At 64.3% G+C, this 18,617-nt stretch carries 19 protein-coding genes and 1 pseudogene; 7 read left to right on the top strand and 13 right to left on the bottom strand.

The window, feature by feature from the left end:
• The 3 genes and pseudogenes from AC5P1C_RS39110 to AC5P1C_RS39100 form a co-directional block, all read right to left on the bottom strand.
• Window positions 1-270, bottom strand: a pseudogene (locus AC5P1C_RS39110) (4-(cytidine 5'-diphospho)-2-C-methyl-D-erythritol kinase); the annotation flags it as partial.
• 257 nt (window positions 271-527) lie between these two features.
• On the bottom strand, window positions 528-728 hold the full coding sequence (locus AC5P1C_RS39105) for a rhodanese-like domain-containing protein (protein WP_493870740.1): 201 nt from the start codon (window positions 726-728) through the stop codon (window positions 528-530).
• Complete coding sequence (locus AC5P1C_RS39100) at window positions 676-1,890, bottom strand: MBL fold metallo-hydrolase (RefSeq protein ID WP_493870739.1); 1,215 nt, start codon at window positions 1,888-1,890, stop codon at window positions 676-678. The genes AC5P1C_RS39105 and AC5P1C_RS39100 overlap by 53 nt, the downstream gene beginning before the upstream one ends.
• Before the next feature lie 97 nt (window positions 1,891-1,987).
• Here AC5P1C_RS39100 and AC5P1C_RS39095 point away from each other — a divergent pair, with 97 nt between their 5' ends.
• Entirely contained in the window at window positions 1,988-2,653 is a 666-nt protein-coding gene (locus tag AC5P1C_RS39095) for a metalloregulator ArsR/SmtB family transcription factor (RefSeq protein WP_493870738.1), read from the top strand.
• A 301-nt stretch (window positions 2,654-2,954) separates the two neighbouring features.
• Window positions 2,955-3,617 carry an ArsR/SmtB family transcription factor gene (locus AC5P1C_RS39090; protein ID WP_493870737.1) on the top strand — a complete coding sequence of 221 codons (663 nt, stop codon included), beginning with the start codon at window positions 2,955-2,957 and terminating at the stop codon, window positions 3,615-3,617.
• Between the two features lie 88 nt (window positions 3,618-3,705).
• Here AC5P1C_RS39090 and AC5P1C_RS39085 read toward each other — a convergent pair whose 3' ends face one another.
• Together AC5P1C_RS39085 and AC5P1C_RS39080 are read right to left on the bottom strand one after the other, a co-directional pair.
• A complete protein-coding gene (locus tag AC5P1C_RS39085; RefSeq protein ID WP_493870736.1) occupies window positions 3,706-4,512 on the bottom strand; it encodes an IclR family transcriptional regulator in 807 nt (268 codons plus the stop codon).
• 40 nt (window positions 4,513-4,552) lie between these two features.
• Window positions 4,553-5,560, bottom strand: a complete 1,008-nt coding sequence (locus AC5P1C_RS39080) for a polyprenyl synthetase family protein (RefSeq protein WP_493870735.1) — start codon at window positions 5,558-5,560, stop codon at window positions 4,553-4,555.
• Between the two features lie 200 nt (window positions 5,561-5,760).
• Here AC5P1C_RS39080 and AC5P1C_RS39075 point away from each other — a divergent pair, with 200 nt between their 5' ends.
• A complete protein-coding gene (locus tag AC5P1C_RS39075) occupies window positions 5,761-5,934 on the top strand; it encodes a rubredoxin (protein WP_493870734.1) in 174 nt (57 codons plus the stop codon).
• A 103-nt stretch (window positions 5,935-6,037) separates the two neighbouring features.
• On the opposite strand, the gene AC5P1C_RS39070 is transcribed toward AC5P1C_RS39075, so the two are convergent.
• The 4 genes from AC5P1C_RS39070 to AC5P1C_RS39055 form a co-directional block, all read right to left on the bottom strand.
• Window positions 6,038-6,673, bottom strand: coding sequence for a class I SAM-dependent methyltransferase (locus tag AC5P1C_RS39070; protein WP_493870733.1), 636 nt, complete (start codon window positions 6,671-6,673; stop codon window positions 6,038-6,040).
• Between the two features lie 107 nt (window positions 6,674-6,780).
• The gene (selD, locus tag AC5P1C_RS39065) at window positions 6,781-7,851 is read right to left on the bottom strand and encodes a selenide, water dikinase SelD (protein WP_493870745.1); all 1,071 of its coding nucleotides are present in this window, start codon (window positions 7,849-7,851) and stop codon (window positions 6,781-6,783) included.
• A gap of 393 nt (window positions 7,852-8,244) precedes the next feature.
• Window positions 8,245-9,009 carry a hypothetical protein gene (locus AC5P1C_RS39060; RefSeq protein ID WP_493870732.1) on the bottom strand — a complete coding sequence of 255 codons (765 nt, stop codon included), beginning with the start codon at window positions 9,007-9,009 and terminating at the stop codon, window positions 8,245-8,247.
• A gap of 99 nt (window positions 9,010-9,108) precedes the next feature.
• Window positions 9,109-9,708 carry a TetR/AcrR family transcriptional regulator gene (locus AC5P1C_RS39055; RefSeq protein ID WP_493870731.1) on the bottom strand — a complete coding sequence of 200 codons (600 nt, stop codon included), beginning with the start codon at window positions 9,706-9,708 and terminating at the stop codon, window positions 9,109-9,111.
• Window positions 9,709-9,793: 85 nt separating this feature from the next.
• On the opposite strand from AC5P1C_RS39055, the gene AC5P1C_RS39050 reads away from it, so the two are divergent.
• Both AC5P1C_RS39050 and AC5P1C_RS39045 read left to right on the top strand, forming a co-directional pair.
• Window positions 9,794-10,990, top strand: a complete 1,197-nt coding sequence (locus AC5P1C_RS39050; protein WP_493870730.1) for a cytochrome P450 — start codon at window positions 9,794-9,796, stop codon at window positions 10,988-10,990.
• Window positions 10,991-11,041: 51 nt separating this feature from the next.
• A complete protein-coding gene (locus AC5P1C_RS39045) occupies window positions 11,042-12,229 on the top strand; it encodes a cytochrome P450 (protein WP_493870729.1) in 1,188 nt (395 codons plus the stop codon).
• 72 nt (window positions 12,230-12,301) lie between these two features.
• Here the strand turns inward: AC5P1C_RS39045 and AC5P1C_RS39040 are convergent, their stop codons facing one another.
• From AC5P1C_RS39040 to AC5P1C_RS39025, 4 genes are all read right to left on the bottom strand, one after another.
• Window positions 12,302-12,631, bottom strand: a complete 330-nt coding sequence (locus AC5P1C_RS39040; RefSeq protein ID WP_493870728.1) for a thioredoxin family protein — start codon at window positions 12,629-12,631, stop codon at window positions 12,302-12,304.
• A gap of 126 nt (window positions 12,632-12,757) precedes the next feature.
• Window positions 12,758-14,233, bottom strand: a complete 1,476-nt coding sequence (locus AC5P1C_RS39035; protein WP_493870727.1) for a hypothetical protein — start codon at window positions 14,231-14,233, stop codon at window positions 12,758-12,760.
• 8 nt (window positions 14,234-14,241) lie between these two features.
• Entirely contained in the window at window positions 14,242-15,432 is a 1,191-nt protein-coding gene (locus tag AC5P1C_RS39030; RefSeq protein ID WP_493870726.1) for a cytochrome P450, read from the bottom strand.
• A gap of 192 nt (window positions 15,433-15,624) precedes the next feature.
• Entirely contained in the window at window positions 15,625-16,080 is a 456-nt protein-coding gene (locus tag AC5P1C_RS39025) for a MarR family winged helix-turn-helix transcriptional regulator (protein ID WP_493870725.1), read from the bottom strand.
• A 231-nt stretch (window positions 16,081-16,311) separates the two neighbouring features.
• Between AC5P1C_RS39025 and AC5P1C_RS39020 the strand changes: the two genes are divergently transcribed.
• The gene (locus AC5P1C_RS39020; RefSeq protein WP_493870724.1) at window positions 16,312-17,220 is read left to right on the top strand and encodes an ABC transporter ATP-binding protein; all 909 of its coding nucleotides are present in this window, start codon (window positions 16,312-16,314) and stop codon (window positions 17,218-17,220) included.
• A 159-nt stretch (window positions 17,221-17,379) separates the two neighbouring features.
• Window positions 17,380-18,570, top strand: coding sequence for a cytochrome P450 (locus AC5P1C_RS39015; protein ID WP_493870723.1), 1,191 nt, complete (start codon window positions 17,380-17,382; stop codon window positions 18,568-18,570).
• Window positions 18,571-18,617: the final 47 nt, after the last annotated feature.

The following is an 18,617-nucleotide window of genomic DNA, read 5'->3' as shown; positions in this document are numbered from 1 at the left end:
GATATGGATGTGAACGTCGGGCGAGCGACCGCGCCGATCGGCCAGCAGTTCCACCGCTCGGGCGGCGAGGTTCGTACGGTCGAGAGGGACTTGATGCGTCGAGTCGCCTGAGCACGTGATCCGTAACTTGTCAGCAGGGGCGACAGTCACTTCGTCGTAGAGACCGACTGCCAAGAACACGTTGACGAGCTCGTGGAAGCCGTCCGGTCGGCGTTTCCCTACCGCCAACTGCACATTCACCTTCGCCGGTACGCGTGCGGTTGCTCGCATGTAGTTCATCCCCCCTCTATTTTCGGCGCACACGTCCAGGGATCCGGGCCCGGCGTGTGAAGCGCCAGCTTTCAGTGTCTGAGCGCTGTTTGATCGGTTTCGGTGCATGCTCGTAAGGCCGCCGGGCCTGTGGCCTTGCAGGGAAGCCATCCGCTGTCGACGAGTGGCGTGGGGTTCGTGCATTCGTGCAGTGACGAGCAAGCCGGATGCGGCTGTTGGCCGGGCCCGAGAGCTGCCCTCTCCTCTGGCCGACGTGATCACGCGCCTTCCTCGAGCGCACGGCCGGTTGCCTCGGCCCAGTCCGTGGGCCCACCGTCGAGTACGGCCAGTCCCTGCCGCCCGGCGCGCTGGAGCAGGCTGGCGGCGGTCATGGCGCGCTCGCCGTGTCCACAGGCCACGACCGCGTCAGATGGCGCGGAGACCATGTGTGCGGGCAGGGCGCCAAGCTCGATGTGCAAGGCGCCGGGGATGTGCCCCGCAGCGTGCTCCGAGTCTTGCCGTACGTCGAGTACCGGGCGCCCGGTGATGCGAGCAGGCGGGACCAACTCGATGGATTCCTGAGGTCGTCCGGCCGCTGCCCAGGCGTCCATCCCCCCCCGACAGCCGCCCGACGATTCGCCCGTGGCCGATCTTCAGGGACTGCCAGAGGACCTCTTCGACGGATTCTCGCTCCGCGACGATGACGATCGCACTGTCGTCGGGGACGAGCCAGCCCAGCCAGGTGGCGAACTGGTCGCGCAGAGGAATGGAGAGGGCACCAGGGATATGACCCGCTGCGAAGTCCGCCACCGGACGGATGTCGATGACTTGTGCTCCGCTGCGGACGAGCCTCGACACGTCGTCCAGGGACAGCTCGCGAGGCGTAGGAAGCGCCTGGAGGACCTCCGGGCCACGCCGGTTCACCTCGGATAGGCGGTTGAAGTACGAGGGGTAGGAGCCGAGACTGCCGAGCAGCTGCTGGAGAAAGCCGTCCTCGTCCGGCGCGGTGAGGAGCGGGTTGGCGGCCTTCTGGGCCCCGATGGTGGTGGTGCGGTCGGCTCCGGGTGGGGCAGAGCAGAAGGACCCTGCACCGTGCGTGGGCCATACAGCCGTGTCGTTGGGTAGCTCGGCCAGTCGCTTGAGCGAGCGGTATTGGGAACGGGCGAGCGTTTCCGCTCGCTCGCTGCCCAGCAGGTCGGTGCGAGCGGCCGAGCCAACGATCAGGGAGCCGCCGGTGAAGACACCGAGCTGCTCTGTGCCGTCCAGCAGCAGGAAGGACAAGTGCTCATCTGTGTGCCCAGGAGTCGCCAGGGCACGAAGGGTCAGCCCGCCCAGGTCCACCTCGTCGCCGTCGGCGAGAGCCGTGTGGGGAAAGGTTCGTCGACCTGCTGCGGAAGCCAGGATCGTGGAGCCAACGTCGGCAGAGAGCTGCAGCGCACCACTGAGAAAGTCGGCGTGTAGATGCGTATCAGCGGTGAACGCGATGGAAAGTCCGCGTCGCTCAGTAGCGGTTCGAAGGGCTCGCAAGTCGCGGCTCGCGTCTACGGCGAGCGCACGTCCGTCACCCAGATCTACCAGGTAGGAGTTGTTGCCCAGCCCGGTGTCGGTCAGTGGAACCAGATGTTGGTCCGCGAATGTCATGGCGCCCTCCTGAGGGCAGCGGTACGGGATCGACGCTGGGGGTGGCACCTGTCGCCAGCATAGTAATAAAATACTCCATGGATGTATGGAGGAATGAATGTCGAATCCCACACTCAAGGCCGCCCTCTTCGACACTGTCGCCGATGTAGGGCGGGCTCTGGCTAACGGCAAGCGTTTGGAGCTGCTGCACTTACTGGCCCAGGGGGAGCGCAGTGTCGAGACTCTTGCTGGTGCTGCCGGGTTGAACCTGACGACTGCATCGGCACACTTGCAGACCCTCAAACAGGCAGGATTGGTGGCCACTCGACGCGAAGGCGTGCGCATTCACTACAGCCTTGCCGGTGACGACATCGTCAAGCTCTACTCGGTATTGCAGCAGGTCGCAGACCTCCGCATTGCAGGTGTCAACGTCGCGCGCGCCGCCTACCTCGGCCCCGACGACACCGCGCAGTTGACTCGGTCCGAACTCCTGGAACGGGTGGCGGAGGGTACTGCCACGGTGCTCGACGTCCGACCGCTTGAGGAGTACCTCGCGGGGCATATCCCTGGCGCGCTATCCATCCCGCTGGAGGAACTTGAGGCTCGGCTGGGCGAACTGCCGGACACCACCGAAATCGTTGCGTACTGCCGCGGAGTCAACTGTGTTCTCTCACGAGAGGCGGCCCGGGTTCTCACTGCTCGTGGCCGGAGTTCCCTGCGCCTGGCGGACGGGATGCTTGAGTGGCGGCTCGCGGAGTTGCCCGTTGAGGTCGACACGACGTGAGTGTGCGTGCGTAGTCGGCCTGGGGTATCGCGACGCAGGGTCTCAGCCAAAGTGCGGTGCGCGGCCAGAGTTTTCGAGGGCCTCGCTGGGGCGATGCGGCTAGTCTGCCGGCCGCAAGATGGCGCTCATGCTGCTGTCCAGCGATCTCGGGCACGGCCTGCGCGGAGGGTTGGCTCTCACTTCACGCTGAACGTGTTCGCGCCCAACGGCTGTGGACCGGAGGTATGGCCTACTGCTGGCCAGTGGCAAGGCTGCCATACCCACTGTTACTCTATTCTTGAAATTGCTTGAGGAGTGGATTATGGGTGACTCAGTACTCAAGGCGGATCTTTACGAACAATTCGCCCGCGTAGGGAAAGCGTTTGGTAGCGGCAAGCGTTTGGAGCTGCTCGACCTGATCGCTCAGGGCGAGCGGACAGTCGACTCACTGGCCAAGGCTGCGGAGCTTGGGCTGACCACCGCGTCCGCGCATCTCCAGGCTCTCAAGCGTGCGGGTGTCGTGTCCACCCGTCGCGAGGGAACACGCGTTTACTACAGACTCTCGGGTGACGATGTCGCTGCGTTGTATGTGCTGATTCGCAACGTGGCTCAGACCCACATCGCCGACACGGAACGAGCGCGTGTTGCCTACCTCGGTGAGGCGACAGAAGCCATCGGGCGTGAGGAACTGCTTGCCCGGGCGAAGGACGGCAGTGCCATCGTCCTCGACGTACGGTCGCACGAGGAATACGTTGCAGGGCACATCCCCGGTGCCTTCAGCGTGCCGCTGGAAGAGCTGGGTGACCGACTCACGGCTCTGCCGTCGGACAGGGAAATAGTGGCCTACTGCCGCGGAAGCTACTGCGTCCTGGCTCACGAAGCGGTACGGCTGCTCAACAGCCGGGGCCGCAAGGCGCGCCGTCTGGTCGATGGCATGCTGGAGTGGCGCGTGGAGGGCTTGCCCGTCACCTCCGAAGCGGCTTGAGTAATTCCGAGGGCTGCGGTGGACCTGCCTCACCTCCGCAGGCTTGCCTGGCTGAAGCTCCAGGCAAGCCTCCGGAGTGCTGCTCGGTTCAGACGTACTGCAGGGATGAGTTGCTCCTGTCGGTGTGCCCCGCCGGCCGCGGAGCTTCGGCCAGGCAGGGTGACAGCGACGCGGCGCGGGCGGTGCGACGGACATGACGGGCCGCCGCATCGGTATCGAAGCAACCGATGGGCCCCGACACAGCGATCGCGGCGACGATGGATCCGTCAGCGTCCCGGATGGGCGCAGCTACGTCCGCGATGCCGGGCAGGAACTGGTTCCAGCTGCGAGCCAGACCCTGCTGGCGAATAGCTTCCAGTTCTTGCTCCAGAAGTCCCGGCGAAACGACGGTCTCTGTCGTGAAGGGGCGGAGCCTGGTCCGGAGGACGCGGAGTCGGGAGTAGTCGTCGACGTGGGCCAGAAGCACTCTCCCCAACGCCGTGCAGTGAACAGGAATACGTGCTCCCACTTCAGGGGAGCTGCGTCTGTCCGTCTGTCCGTGCAGGTTCTCTGCGATGAGCACACTCCCACCAGTCCATATACCTAGCTGGACCGTTAGGTGCGTCTCTTCATAGAGATCGAGCATGTACGGCAGAACGCAGTCCCGGAGCTGGGAAGGTGACCGCCCGTCATAGATGTCAGCGAGTCGCCTGATGAGGCAGCCCAGGAGGTACCCGGCCTCCTGACGTTCGACCATTCCGATCGTTTCCAGAATCCCCAAGGTTCTGTGTGTGGTCGACTTGGCCAGACCGCAACGGCGGGATAGCTCGGTCACGCCAATTGCTGTTCGCCCTGGCGGAAAGGCCTCCAACACCATCGCGGCCTTTTCCACCGCGCCTGAGGGGATGTCTTCCACGTTCCACCCTCCTCTCCACAGTCAGGCAGGACGGGCGTCATCAGTAGTCTCGGGTGATGACCGCGTCGGCGAAGAAGGACAGTCGATCCCGGCTCGGGGACGGGGGAAGGGTCAGGACTGCGTTCTTGGCAGTACTGGCGTAGGTTCGCGCCATGTGCGACGCGGCGGCAACCGCCCCGGTTTCGCTGGTGATACGAGTGAGTATCGCAAGACCGTTCTCGGGATCATTCGAGGAGAACAGCGCATTCGATATGTGCTGCTTCTGGTCGACTGTTCCTGCCTCGTAGGCGAGGATCACCGGAAGCGTCACACGACCATTCTGCACGTCGCTGATGTCGGGCTTGCCTGTGACATCGCTCTTGCTCAGGTAGGCCAGGAGGTCGTCGTGAATCTGGAACGCGGTACCGATCGATTCACCGTACAAGCGCAGTGCTTCCACCTGCTCCGACGAACCTCCGCCGAGAAGGGCACCGCTTTCGCAGGCGCCTCGGAAGAACGCGGCTGTCTTAAGCATGGCCACCTGAAGATAGGTGGTGGCGTCGAATCGACGACTGGCCGTCAATTCTGCTTCGAGGCTCTGCCCGCGGCAAAGATCCAAGCCGGCTCGTGCGACTGCCTCCAGAGCCGCGGCGACGCGACTGTCCGGGACTCCCGTCTGCCGGCACTCGGCCAGCGAGGCGAAAAGGTCGAAGAGCAGTGCGTCTCCGGCGACGATGGCGTCGTTGATTCCGTACTTGCTCTGTACTGAGGGGCGACCTCGACGCAAGTCGTCCTGGTCGATGATGTCGTCATGTATGAGGCTCGCGACATGGCCGCACTCGGCTCCTGCGGCAGCGGGCAGAACAGCGGCCGGGTCACCGCCGACCGCCTGCGCCGAGTCGAGCAGGAGGATGGGCCGAAACAACTTCCCAGTGGGCACCAGGGAGTAGTGGCAGATCGCATCGATCGCCCCGTCCCCGTCTGCCCAGCGTTTCTCGAGCTCGTCGGCTACGAGTTGGCCGAGAGGTTCAACGCCGTCAAGCAGTAAGAGACTGTCATGGACAGGCATTCCGCTACCTCGCTTCCCATCGAGTGCACCCAGAGTGTGTGGCTCGGGATGGACGAAGCACGTCGCTTCCCCGGCACTCGGGATCCCCGTTAATCTCGTTATCCATAGATTTCTGTATCTATGGAGTTTCTGTTATCGTACAGGCTGAGCCCGGAAGTGCAAGAGGCTTTTCGGGTCGGTTCGGCATCGAGGGAGTTGGCGTGAAGGTATGGGAATGCCAGGTGTGCGGCTTCATCTATGACGAAGCCAAGGGGTGGCCTGACGAGGGCTTCGCTCCCGGAACTCGGTGGGAAGATATCCCGGACGGCTGGGCGTGCCCAGAATGTGGCGCGGCGAAGGTCACGTTTGAAATGATGGAGATCACTCACATGTGATCTGGCCTGGCATCGAGGCCGTCGAGAATATCTCTATGACGCACGGCGCCGCCGAGTCGTGATTATGACTTGGCGGCGTCGTGCGTGTGATCCCTGCTGGAGGTTACTCAGAGATGGTTGCGATACCGAGGACGTGCTGAGATGCAGGTATGGGGACCGGCGTTTCGGGAAATTGGAACCTATCGATGTTCTCGATGCGGAAGCCCGCTCTTTCAATTTCTGCGAGAGTATCGCGTCCGCTGTGGCATCCACCGCACATCGCAGGGCCGATGGTGGCGTCCAGTACACGCTGAGTGCGGCGCAGGCGCGGGCTATCTGCCTTAATGTGCTCGAAGAATCGCAGCTCTCCGCCGGGGCGCAGAACTCGAGAGATCTCAGTCAACGCAGCTGATTGATCCGGCACGGAGCAAAGGACGAGCGAAACAACTGCCGCATTGAAATGCGCCGCGGGGAAGGGGAGGTCATCAGCTGTGGCATCGACAACCTCGACCGGAAATCGTGCCTCATCGGCTCGAAGCTGTGCGACTTTGCGGAGGTGAGGTTCCGGCTCAACCGCCACCAGCTTCACGACTTCCGGCGGATAATGTTCGAATCCGGAGCCGTCCCCTGTGCCGACGTCGAGGACTACGCCCGTCAGTCCGGTGAGCAGATTCTTGCGGTGCTCGGATATTCCGGCCTTCTCCATGGCGCGGTTCATCCGAGGGTAGAGGCGTCCAAATACCGGACGGTTAGTCGACATGACCCCCGCTCCTTCGCTCACGCCCCTGTGGAATGGCGTAGCCAGTTCATGATGAAGTATATACATGAAACACGGCTACGCCAGCCGCAGGAGCGAACAACTCCCGCCTACGCGGGGGAATTCTTGACGGAGACGACGCCCGGCTGCCCCTTCGCGGCGCGGCCGACGACCGCCGCCGGCAGTCCCTGCTCCTGCAGGGCCTTCAGCAGGGTGGTGTCGCCCTCCGGCACGGCCAGCAAGAGGCCTCCGGAAGTCTGCGCGTCGAAGAGCAGCGTCGACACGGCCTCCGAAACGGAACCCTCGACGTCAATCGCGTCCTTGAGCGTGGACATGTTCGCGCGGGTTCCGCCGGAGACGAAGCCCTGGTCGACGAGTTCGGTGGCCTGGGGGAGCAGGGGGACCGCTTGTGCGTCGATCGTTGCGGAGAGGCCGCTGGCCCTCACCATGCGATGGAGGTGGCCGAGCAGGCTGAATCCGGTGACATCGGTTGCGGCCCGGACACCCGCCTCCAGTGCGGCCTCGCTCGCGCCGGCGTTGAGCAGCGTCATCGAATCGACTGCGGCCTGGATCGAGGAGCTGTAGGCGGCTCCCTGTTTGAGGGCCGTCGAGATGACACCTGTGCCGATGGCCTTGGTGAGGATGAGCTGGTCACCGTCCTTCACCTTGTCGATGGCGAAGAGCCGGTCTGGGTGGGCCAGGCCGACGACCGCCATCCCGTACTTGGGTACCGGATCGTCCACGGTGTGTCCGCCGACCACTGGGCAGCCTGCGGAGGTGGCGACTTCCGCACCACCGCGCAAGACCTCGCCCAGCATTTCGATCGGCAGATCGCTGCCCGGCCATGCGGCGAGGTTGACGGCGATCAACGGTTTCCCGCCCATGGCGTAGACATCGGACAGGGCGTTGGCCGCGGCGATGCGCCCCCAGTCCCGCGCATCGTCGACGATCGGAGTGAAAAAGTCCGTGGTCAGCACGATCGCCCGCTCGTCGTCCAGGCGCAGCACGGCAGCGTCGTCACCCTCGAGTGCCCCGATGAGGAGATCTCCGGATGCAGGTTGGAGGCCGGGTGTCAGTGAAGAGAACAGCGCTTCGAGCTTGGACAGGGGCAGCTTGCATGCGCAACCTGCGCCCGGCGACAACGAGGTCAGCCGGGGGAGCTGGGCCACTGGAGTATTCATCATTGCTCCAAAGGTCTTTGGAATTACGTTCTTGCGTGAACCTAGCAGGTGGCTGCTCGCCGAGGGAAGGGTGCGCGCGAGGATGCACCTGCTGCTGTCGCTGCATGCCTCACGTGCGGCGGGGCTCTCGACGAGCAGTTCGCGCACGGCGTGCGAGAGGGCATCTGGAGGTGGGTGAATTGCTTGCCCACAACGGGGAGTTGAAGGCGGCGTTCGGTGGCCGGCCCGTGGCGCGACCAAGGTCGCTGCAAGCTTTGCCTGTTGATGAAGGGTCCGCAGCTGTAGAGCTATGGAGACGTCACCTTGAGTCCCAGTTGTGCGGGCATGAAAAGAGCCTGCCCGGCAGAGGCGGGGGATCCGCTGCCGGGCAGGCTGACCAGGGGGTGAGGGGCGTCAGGTCACGTCGCGCCTCTTGGCGAGGAAGACGCCGCCTGCAGCGAGTGCCGCGGCGTATGCCGCGAGGACGATGCCGCCCAGCCAGGGGGCGAGGAACTCGACGTCCCACTGGTGCACTTGGGCGAGAGCTCGTTCCGCGACGCCGGGAAGATAGCTTGCCACGTCGCCCAGCGCCGAGATGCGGGCGACTAGCCCCTCGATGAGCAGTGTGTACAGGAGTAGGGCGACGACGGTCCCCACCTGGTCGCGGATCAGTGCTCCGAGGGCCACGCCCACCACACCGAAGAGCATGATGGCGATGATGACCCCGAGCAGCGCACCGGGAATGCCACTGCCTGTCAGGGAGACGTCGATGTCTTTCGAAGACAGCCACGGCACAGCGATCGCCGCCGCGACTGCGAAATTCACCAAGGCGTACACGACACCGACGAGCGGGTAGGTCACCATCTTGGCGAGGATGACGCGATCGCGCCTCGGCGTCGCGAGGAAGGTCGAGGTCGCGGTCTTGTGCCGATACTCCCCGGTCATGCCGATCGCGGCCAGTACGGCGAGTAGTGGTGCTGCGCCCATGACTGAGGCGGCTAGGACTGTCCGCTGTCCGGCGGCCGTGTCCAGTGGCGGCTGCATATTGCCCGCCTCATCGCCGTACTCGATGGCGATGTAGACGAAGACCCACGTCAGCCACACGGAGATGAGGAGTAGCCATAGCCATAGGCGAGTCGTGAACATCTTCTGGAACTCTGCGGCGATCAGGCGTCGCATAGGAGCTCACATCCTTGAGGGCAGAGCGGGCTGCTGGTTCGCATGGATCGTGAGCATAGAACATGGTGAACTCATTGCATAGTGTTATGTGAAGTCGCTTCAGTTGTCGGTAACCGCGGCGATCACTCCCCGGATGGCCTGATCGATACGGCGCGCCGCGACTTCAGGGTCCGGCTGCCCTGAGTCGAGCCAGCAGAGCACGGCTTCAATGGCCAGGGTGGGGACCAGTTGTGAGGCCCACTTGGCCCAGGCCGGCTCGGGGATTGCGGCTGAGAGGTAGTGCGCTGCCGCGGCTTCGGCGTCGGCGCTGAAGCGGTCCATCTGGTCGCGGAACTCTGCCTCTCGGGCTGCGTACCGGAAGAGGAGGCGGAAGCCTTCCGGGTCCTCGGCGGCCGCGCGGAGCAGAGCGGGGATGCTGTCTCCGCTGAACTCGCCCTCCCCCACGGCGTGCGAGAGCCGGGCGAAGGCCCTGTCGAGCACGGCGCGATAGAGGTCGCTCTTCGAGTCGAAGTGCCGATAGAGCAGTACCCGTGTGATGCCTGCCTCGGTCGCGATGGCGTCAAGTCCTGTGTCTGCGTACCCGGCCCGCGAGAAGGCGCGCGTGGCAGCAGCCAGGATCTGTTCGCGGCGCTCGGGTCGCCGTAGGCGCCGCTCACCACCGGCGGCTGCCGGCTGCGCTGACTTGCTCGTCGCTGACACGGTTCTCCTTCGAAGGCCGTTGTCTACTTCGCAGTGTTAACTCTACGATATACATACCGAAGTTAAGTTGACGCGGGAGGAACCCATGAGCACCTCCGCCGAGTTGCCTCGGCTGCCGTTCGCCCGTCCCGACGGCCTGTCCATACCGCCCAGGGTCCGCGAGCTCAGGGAACAAGGCCCCATCCATCGAGTGATCACTCCAGCTGGTGATGAAGCTTGGTTCGCCATCGGCCACGACGTGGTGAAGCAACTCTTCGCTGACAAGCGGTTAGGCAGAGCCCATCCAACTCCGGATGAAGCGCCCAGGGTCAGCGACTCTGCCTGGCTGGGCGGGCCTGCCGGCAATTTCGAGACCGAAGAGGCTGACCACACGCGGATGCGCGACCTGCTGCAGCCGTACTTCTCACCGAAACGCATGCGGACCATCCGCCCGCGGATCGAGGCCCTGGTTGACGAGCTTCTCGACGAGTTGGCCGCGAGCGCTCAGCCGGCCAATCTCCATGAGGTGCTGGCCTTCCCGCTACCGGCCCTCGTGATCTGCGAGATGCTTGGTGTGCCCCCGGAGGACCGATCCCGTATCCGCGAATGGTCCGACGGGATCTCCGACATGGCAGATCAGGAAAGATCCGGCACGTCCCTTGCCGCGCTCTACGACTACATGCACAAGCTCACCTGCCGGAAGAGGAAGAATGGTGAGTTTGGCGACGACCTGATCTCGGTCCTCTGTGCTGCCGAAGACGGAAGCCTCGACGACGAGCACATCACCTTCCTCGCCATGATGACGGTTTTCGCCGGACATGAAACGACGGTCACCAGCATCGACTTGGGTGTCCTGCTCCTGCTCACCAACCCGGTCCAGCACCGTGCGCTTCTGGAGGATCCGGGCCTGGTGCCGAGCGCGGTCGACGAGATCCTCCGTGCTTCCGCGCATGCGGAGGCCTGGGCGCTGCGCTACGCCCGCGAGGACATCGACGTCGCGGGCGTGACCATTCGGGCGGGTGAGTGTGTGCTTCTCGAACGGCCGGGCGCGGATCGTGATGGTGAAGTTCACGCCAGGCCTGACGAGTTCGACATAGGCCGAAACCCCAACCCGCACCTCGCATTCGGCTACGGACCGCGTTACTGCATGGGTGCACCGTTGGCGCGATTGGAGCTCGAGGTGCTGTTCTCCCGTCTGATCCCGCGGTTCCCCCGCATGCGCCCCGCGGTGCCGGTCGAGGAGATGACCATCCGCCGCGGGCTGCTCACCGCCGGATTCCACGAGCTCCCGGTCACCTGGTAGTGCCTCGCCGGAACTGCCGCCACATTCTGAACCACGTAAGGGGAGGAACCCATGACCACCGATGAGTTGCCCAAGTTGCCATTCGGCTGCCCGCACGGGCTGGCCGTGCCCCCGCGGTACGGCGAGATGCGAGACAAGGCTCCGATCCACCGTGTCCGCACTCCCGCAGGGGATGAGGCATGGCTTGCTCTGGGCCACAGCGTGGTGAAGCAGCTGATGGCCGACCGGCGGCTCGGCTATGCACACCCGGACCCCGATAATGCGCCGAGGGTGAGCGATTCGGTCTGGTTCGGTGGCCCGTCGGGTGTGTACGAGACCGAAGAGGCGGACCACACGAAGCAACGCAGCCTGATTCAGCCGTACTTCTCGCCGAAGCGGATGCGGGTGCTGCGTCCGCGCCTGGAGCAGCTGACCGATCAGCTGCTCGACGAATTGGAAACATCCCCACAGCCGGCCGACCTGCACTCGATCATTTCGTTTCCGCTGCCGGCGCTGGTCATCTGCGAATTGCTGGGCGTGCCCACCGAGGACCACGGACTCATACGTGAACTGTCCCTCGGGATCTCGGACATGACGGACGGGGAGCAGTCCCAGTCCTCCCTGGCGTCGCTGTACGGGTACATGAGTGAGCTGACCAAGAGGAAGCGCAAGGATCCCGGAGGCGATCTGACGTCAACTCTCTGCAAGGCCGAGGGCGGCAGTCTCGACGACGAGTACATCACGCGCCAATCGATGATGATGGTGTTCGCTGGCCATGAAGCCACCATCCCGATGATCGACATTGGTGTGGTGCTGCTCCTGTCGAATCCTGAGCAGCACCGGGAACTGCTCCAGGACATGTCCCTGCTGCCGAGTGCCCTCGATGAGATACTCCGTATCGCACCGCATTCCGAGGGTTGGGCGCCGCGGTACGCGAAGCAGGACATCGAGGTCGCCGGGGTGCAGATAGGGGCCGGCGAGCTCGTTCTGCTCGAGCGGCCGGGAGCTGACCGCGATGGGAGCGTCCACCCGGATCCGGATACCTTCAACATCCGCCGAAGCCCGAATCCGCATATCGCCTTCGGCCAGGGCGACCACTACTGCATGGGCGCGCCTCTGGCTCGTCTCCAGCTGGAGATCCTCTTTTCGCGTCTGCTGCCGCGCTTCCCAAGCCTTCGTGCCGCAGTGCCGGTCGAGGAGATGCCCGCCCGCAGGGGCAAGTTGACGGCTGGCTTCCACGAGGTTCTGGTGGCCTGGTAGCGCTCTTGCGGCGAAGCCGAAGCTCCTTCTCGACCGTGATCGAGAAGGAGCTTCGGCATTTCAGGGCAGGGTTCAGCGCAGGTACTCCGCGAGTGCATCCATGAGATCCGCGTTGTGTTCGATGTCGACCACGCGCTTCACGGGTTCTCCGTCGACGAAGACGATCAGCGTCGGGATCTTCATGATGTCGAAGCGGCGCGCGAGACCAGGAGCGTCATCGAGTCGCACTTTGCCCACCCGCAGCCTTCCTCGGTGTTCCTGGGCAAGTTCCTCGAGCAGAGGAGCAATTGCTTTGCAGGGCGCACAGTCCTCGGTCCAGAAGTCGACAAGGATCGGCTGCGGGGCGCTGGCTACCTGGGGGTCGAAGTCCGCCTCCGTCAGGGTCTGGACGTGCTCGGTCATCGTGCCTCATCTCTCTTCGATATTAATGAAGAGAGTACATAATGAAGTGAGGAGCGTAAAGGTTGGGAGGCTGGTGCGTAGTGGCCGGGTACTCCGCGACAGTCCAGCCGCGGAGTACCCGAAGTGCTAGTCCGCAGCTGGGCTGATGCGGATCATGCCGCCAAGCACCCCCTGGTAGTAGCTGCCGTCAGGGCCCAACATGCCGTTGAGCTGGAGCCCTTCGTAGATGAAGTGCTTGCCGAGTGGCGTCCTGCTGAGTGTCCGGCCCGTGTGGGCGTCGATAGCCATAAATGAATACGTGGGAACGCCGGCGTCCGAGACGGTGCGCTCGAAGTTGTAGACGATCCCCTTGGTCATGGAGAGCTTGGCCATCGTGGTGGTGGAGGTCGGGTTGTTCCAGACCACGTCGCAGCCAGATTCGTCCTTGCGCACGTCAATCCGGGTCATTCCGCCGGGCAGTGGCTTCGGTGTGTAGTCGAAGTAGTTGTATCCGTTGGTGTTCACGGTGATGATGCTGCGACCTGCGGCGATGAATGTGTCGTCGGTGCTGCTTGTTCCCTCACCGAACACCGGGACGGTGCACACCAGTCGGTCGGCCTTGGACCCGTTGGCGCGGTAGACGCGGACACTTTCGCGCGGGGCGCCTCCGTCCATGATGGCGAGGTATCGATCGTCGCCAGGGCCGAAGAAGCTCGGGGAGGTGCCGCTTCCGCTGGTCCATTTACCGGGCTTGACTACCTCGTCACGCTCATACGTCTCTCGCCACACGATCCGCGGGCGGCCTCGACTGTCCGCGCGAAGAAGGTAGACGGCGTAGTCGGAGGCGAGGGCAACGCCCCTGACCGAAGTGGAGATCGCCTTGACGACCCGTTCGCCCTTGGGGAGATGCATGGTTCGCACGGCACCGGTGCGCGGATCCAGCGTGCCCACGACCCCTTCGAGGGACGAGAACCAGATGCGGCCCGACCAATCGGGCTTGACGCTGACCAGGTAGTCGCAGCGTGGGGTGCCGCAATGGGATGTCACCTGCCGACTCAGATCCCAGTCGTCCTCGACGGTCAGATCCCAGGCTCCGGAGGAATCTTGACGGTGCTTCACCCGAAGTACGTGGCCGTCGCCGTTTGAGATTACGGTGCGGTCGCGCGGGTCGATGTAGAAGTGGACGCCGTACTGACTGGTCGGGGGTTGGGGCAGGGAGGCCAGGACCTTCAAGGTCTTGGGATCCATGAGCCGGATGCTCGGCTTGTCGTGCCCATCCATGCACAGTCCGACCAGGAACCCTTTGCGGTCCATCACGGTCGAGGGGCACGTGGAGCCATTCACCATCGCCGTGTCGTACGGGCCGGCGCCGGGGCCAGGGAGAGGAGTCGAATCGGATGACTGGCTGTCGTTGTGCGCGGTGCCGACGCCTCCTGGCGCCACGAACGGGTTCTGAGGTCCGAGACGGCCGGGGAACGGCCGCGACTCTGACGCCTTGGCGGATTTGGCGGGTCCCCTGTCGACCGAATCCGTGCCTGCTGACGCCGAGAGCGGCACCAGGGTCGTGATCAGTCCTGCTGCGGCGATCGAGGTCCATATACGTCGCCGGATCGGTATGTGCATGCTCTCTCTCACCAGGTGATGGGCAGCGCGCTCAGGCCGCCGGTGGTCGGGTTCTCGTGCTGGAGCATGTCTTCGACGGGCACGGCGAGACGCAGCGTCGGCTCTCGCCGTACGAGTGCGGAGAAGACCGCTTCCAACTCGATCCGGGCCATGCTGGCGCCGAGGCAGAAATGGCCCCCATAGCCGAAGCTGAGATGCGGGTTGGGGCTCCGTGTGACGTCAAAGCTGCTGGCCTCGTCGAAGACGCGAGGGTCGTGGTTGGCCGCTTGGATCGCCAGCATGACCAGGTCGCCCGTCTTGATGTGGACACCACTGACTTCCAGGTCGGCGCGGGCGTAGGCGATGCGGGGCGGACGGCTGGGCGCCGCGACCCGGAGAACCTCCTCGACCGCCGAAGGTATGAGCGCGGGGTCTTTGCGCAGCAGGGCCGCTTGATCAGGGTTGGCCAGCAGATGCAGCGCGCCGAAGCCGAGGCGCTCGACAGTGGTTTCGTAGCCGGCGTAGAGCAGGCCGGCCACCAGCTGCGGGAGCTTCGATGACACCTCGGACTCCTCGACCGCCGCGAGCAGGTCGGAGATGATGTCTTCGCCCGGCTGCTTCTGCTTCAGGCGTACCAGTTCATCGGTGTACTGCATCAGAGCTACGTAGCCGTTCGCGATCTCGCTCTGGTCGTACAGTGCGGTCGCAGCGTCGAGCCAGCCTCTGAATCGGTCTCGGTCGTCGGTGGGAACGCCGAGGAGACGGCATATCACCATGACGGGCAACTGGAACGCGATCGCCTCATGGAAGTCGGCCGTCCGCGGCTGTTGCAGCGCTTGGTCGAAGAGGTCGTCGACGAGGGCGAGTATCTGGGAGTGCACTGCCTGCATGCGCCGAGGGGCGAACGACGGAGACAACAGGCTCCGCATACGGCCGTACTCGACGTCCTCGGTCTCCGGATCGCCTAGCGGCCCTCCTTCGAGCCGAGACCTGGAGTAGCGGGCAGCCCGATCGGGATCGGAGTGCCCGCGTCCGAGGCGTGGATCCGCCAGCAGCGCCTTCACGTCGGCATGCCTGGTCACCAGCCAGCCGAAGTCGCCGGTGGGCGTCTCAACTCCGCAGACCGGCTCGTTCTCTTGCAGTTCATAAAACTGAGGAGCCAGGTCGAGGATGCTCGACCTGGCGAAGGGAAGCTTGGGGTGGTTTTCGGTCATCTTCATGCACTTGAGCCCTTATCGCTAGCGAACGAGCCAGTGCGGGGCACGGGCTGTCGGCTTCATCGAGGAGGAGAGGCAAGAGGTACCGTTGTGCATGATTACAAAAATATTTGGAATATGGAAGGAGGGTGCACTCTGGTCGAGTGCACCCTCCTGGGGTGGCGCCGTGCGTACTGAGTAAGGACGTTCGGGCGGTCAGCCCCCGCACTGCGGGTCGTCGTTCCTTCGCGGAACGGTCTTGTCGAGGGTGTCGAGGATCGCGATAAATGTGGTCAGGTCAGACTCCGGCACGTCGGCGAACAGTTGCTCCGCCCAGCCCTGGCGATCACCGTTCATGGTCGCGACCGCCGCTTCGCCTTGCTCGGTGAGCGTGACCATGGAGGCGCGGCGATCTGTGGGGTGCGGCCGACGCTCGACCCAGCCGTCGGCCTCAAGTGCGTCGACAAGCCCTGTGACATGGCGCGGGGTCACCCCCAGCGCCTGGCTCAATCCGCGTTGCACCGTGGGGCCGTTGTGATGGAGCACCATGAGCAGCGTCGCTTGCGGGCGACTCAGGCCTCGCCCTGACATTCCCTGATCCATCACCTCTGTCAGGCGTCCCGACAGGGTCAGCAGGCGGTCGAGCGCCGCTGTTCGGCTCGTCGCAGTCATAGCACTCGGAACATTGTGTATTGAATTCACCATGTTGTAGGATCCCTATCCACGCGGCATCTTAACCGATCGCAGCAGATGCCCCATAGCGGTGGGGTGGAGTGACCGTCAGCGTGGCGGGCAAGGGATGAGCCCCGCTGTGCGGTGTCCACCGAATGTCGGCAGTACCCGGGGCGATGCATCTACCGCACCCCGACGCAGTGTTCCGACTCACGATGGAGAGCTGTCCTCATGGGCAAGAGTAGCGTTCGGATCGAAATCTCCGGATTGACCAAGACGTTCGGCGACGTCAAGGCTGTCGACGGCCTGTCCTTCGCGGTGGAGCCTGGGTCGGTCACGGGTTTCCTGGGGCCCAACGGCGCAGGGAAGAGCACTACTTTGCGCATGCTGCTGGGTCTCGTGCGTCCAGACTCGGGCACGGCCACCATTGGGGCGTGTCGTTACGACGAGCTGGCCTCGCCCAGCGGTGAAGTGGGCGCTGCCCTCGATGCCTCCGGCTTCCACCCGCGCCGCAGCGGCAAAGGTCACCTGCGTGTCCTGTGTACGGTCAACGGGTTCCCGGCCCGACGTGCCGACGAAGTGCTGGAGCGCGTCGGCCTGGCCGAAGCCGCTGACCGCAAGGTGAAGGGTTATTCGTTGGGTATGCGGCAACGGCTTGCCCTGGGCGCGGCGCTGCTTGGCGACCCCTCGGTCCTCGTGCTCGACGAGCCGGCCAACGGTCTGGATCCGAAGGGGATCATCTGGATGCGCGCGCTCCTCAGGGAGTTCGCGGACCAAGGCGGAACCGTCCTGGTGTCGAGCCATGTGCTGTCAGAGGTTGAGCAGATGGTGGATCGCGTCGTGGTCATCAGCAAGGGAAAGTTGATCCGCGAGGGGACGCTCGCGGAGGTGTCCAGCGGCCAGGAGACCGTGGTGATGGTCCGAACTCCGGACGCCGACGCTCTCTGCGCCCTTCTGGCCGAGCGCATGTCCAGCGGTGTTCGCGCGGATCGCGCCGCGCCGGACCTCGTTCGGGTATGGGGGCTCGACGTGGCTGAGGTCGGCCGGATTGCGTCGTCGGCACAGCTGGAGATCCACGAACTCGGGTCCGAGCGCAGCAGCCTCGAGGACATCTTCTTCGCGCTGACCGGCGACGAGTAGGTGCGCTACTGAGCGGGGCCTCGCGCACTGGAGGGCTTATGGCAGATCCCGGCAGCGTGCTAAGGTCCCGCTCACTTCGTATCTCCAATGTTCTTAGGATTACCGTTATAAGGTCCCGTCCTGAGGCGGTGGCCGATGACGAGCTCGTGGAGGGCTGGGATGAGCGACTGTCCGGTGCAGGGCATGACATTTCCTCGACCGCTGACGCCGGAGGGTCTACCTGATCCACTGCTGTTGAAGGCGACGCGCGACAACCCCGTCTTACGCGTGGTCGGCCCGGGCGGCAACGACGCGTGGCTGATAGCGGGCGAGAAGGAGGTCCGCGAGGTCCTCTCTGAGCCCGGACGTTTCACGAGCCAGCCCGATCCCAACGTCGACGACGAACGGGCGAAGGCCGCGGTCCCCATGGTGGGTATGGATCCACCCGAGCACACGCGAATCCGTCGGCTTGCCGCGAAGGTCTTCACCGCACGTCGAATCCAGGTCATGGTTCCGGCCATCAGGGATCTGGTGGACTCGCTGCTCGATGACGTGGAGGAGGCGGGGCCGCCCGCGGACCTCATCTCCACTCTCGCGCTTCCGCTGCCGATGTCGGTGATCTTCAGAGTGCTCGGTGGAGTGCCCGACGAAGACAAGGCCGATATCCGCCGGTGGTCCGAGATCTTCATCTCGTTGAGTACGAGCACCAGCGAAGAGATCGAAGGTGCTGTGGTGGGGATCCACGGCTGCATCAAGAGACTCGTCGCCGACCGGAGGCAGAACCTGGGCGACGATCTCCTCTCGGATCTCATCAGGGCCCGTGACGGTCGCGACGCGATGAGTGAGGATGAACTCATCGCCACGACTGGGTTGATCATCATTGCTGGACACGAAACGACGGCAAAGGCGATCACCAGGGGAGTCATGGTGCTCGCCGGCAGTAAGCAATGGTCGCGGATCGCCTCCGGCGTGGTCCCCATGGACCAGGTCGTCGAAGAAGTGCTCCGTCACCAGCCACCCATCGACACGTCGATCTGGCGAACCGCGAAGGTCGACACGGAACTCGCCGGTCAGCACATCAAGGCGGGCGAACAGGTACTCGTCAGCCTGAACCTGGCCAACCTCGACCCCACCGGCCGGATGGCCCCGCTCGTTTTCGACGCCGAGCGCAGCGATGCGGGGCACATGACGTTCGGCTACGGCGCGCACTTCTGCCTGGGCGCCGCACTGGCGCGAGCAGAGATGATGGTGGCCTTCGAAGCGATGGCGAAGCGATTCCCTAACCTGCAACTCACGGTTCCACCGGGCGAGTTGGAGTGGACCGTGGGGTCCATGCTGAACGCACCGATCAAGTTGCCGGTTACATGGTGACCGGCCGAGTCGAAGGTGGCGCCGGTCGTGAGGGCCAGGCGGAATCC

The organism is Streptomyces sp. A18, from assembly GCF_059026065.1.
This window is presented reverse-complemented; position numbering and strand designations above follow the sequence as displayed.

Excerpts from the sequence above, each read along its gene's own strand:
- AC5P1C_RS39100 (WP_493870739.1), bottom strand. The coding sequence starts at position 1,890 with ATGACATTCGCGGACCAACATCTGGTTCCACTGACCGACACCGGGCTG.
- AC5P1C_RS39095 (WP_493870738.1), top strand. The coding sequence starts at position 1,988 with ATGTCGAATCCCACACTCAAGGCCGCCCTCTTCGACACTGTCGCCGAT.
- AC5P1C_RS39090 (WP_493870737.1), top strand. The coding sequence starts at position 2,955 with ATGGGTGACTCAGTACTCAAGGCGGATCTTTACGAACAATTCGCCCGC.
- AC5P1C_RS39080 (WP_493870735.1), bottom strand. The coding sequence starts at position 5,560 with ATGCCTGTCCATGACAGTCTCTTACTGCTTGACGGCGTTGAACCTCTC.
- AC5P1C_RS39070 (WP_493870733.1), bottom strand. The coding sequence starts at position 6,673 with ATGTCGACTAACCGTCCGGTATTTGGACGCCTCTACCCTCGGATGAAC.
- selD (WP_493870745.1), bottom strand. The coding sequence starts at position 7,851 with ATGAATACTCCAGTGGCCCAGCTCCCCCGGCTGACCTCGTTGTCGCCG.
- AC5P1C_RS39060 (WP_493870732.1), bottom strand. The coding sequence starts at position 9,009 with ATGCGACGCCTGATCGCCGCAGAGTTCCAGAAGATGTTCACGACTCGC.
- AC5P1C_RS39050 (WP_493870730.1), top strand. The coding sequence starts at position 9,794 with ATGAGCACCTCCGCCGAGTTGCCTCGGCTGCCGTTCGCCCGTCCCGAC.
- AC5P1C_RS39045 (WP_493870729.1), top strand. The coding sequence starts at position 11,042 with ATGACCACCGATGAGTTGCCCAAGTTGCCATTCGGCTGCCCGCACGGG.
- AC5P1C_RS39040 (WP_493870728.1), bottom strand. The coding sequence starts at position 12,631 with ATGACCGAGCACGTCCAGACCCTGACGGAGGCGGACTTCGACCCCCAG.
- AC5P1C_RS39035 (WP_493870727.1), bottom strand. The coding sequence starts at position 14,233 with ATGCACATACCGATCCGGCGACGTATATGGACCTCGATCGCCGCAGCA.
- AC5P1C_RS39030 (WP_493870726.1), bottom strand. The coding sequence starts at position 15,432 with ATGAAGATGACCGAAAACCACCCCAAGCTTCCCTTCGCCAGGTCGAGC.
- AC5P1C_RS39025 (WP_493870725.1), bottom strand. The coding sequence starts at position 16,080 with ATGACTGCGACGAGCCGAACAGCGGCGCTCGACCGCCTGCTGACCCTG.
- AC5P1C_RS39020 (WP_493870724.1), top strand. The coding sequence starts at position 16,312 with ATGGGCAAGAGTAGCGTTCGGATCGAAATCTCCGGATTGACCAAGACG.
- AC5P1C_RS39015 (WP_493870723.1), top strand. The coding sequence starts at position 17,380 with ATGAGCGACTGTCCGGTGCAGGGCATGACATTTCCTCGACCGCTGACG.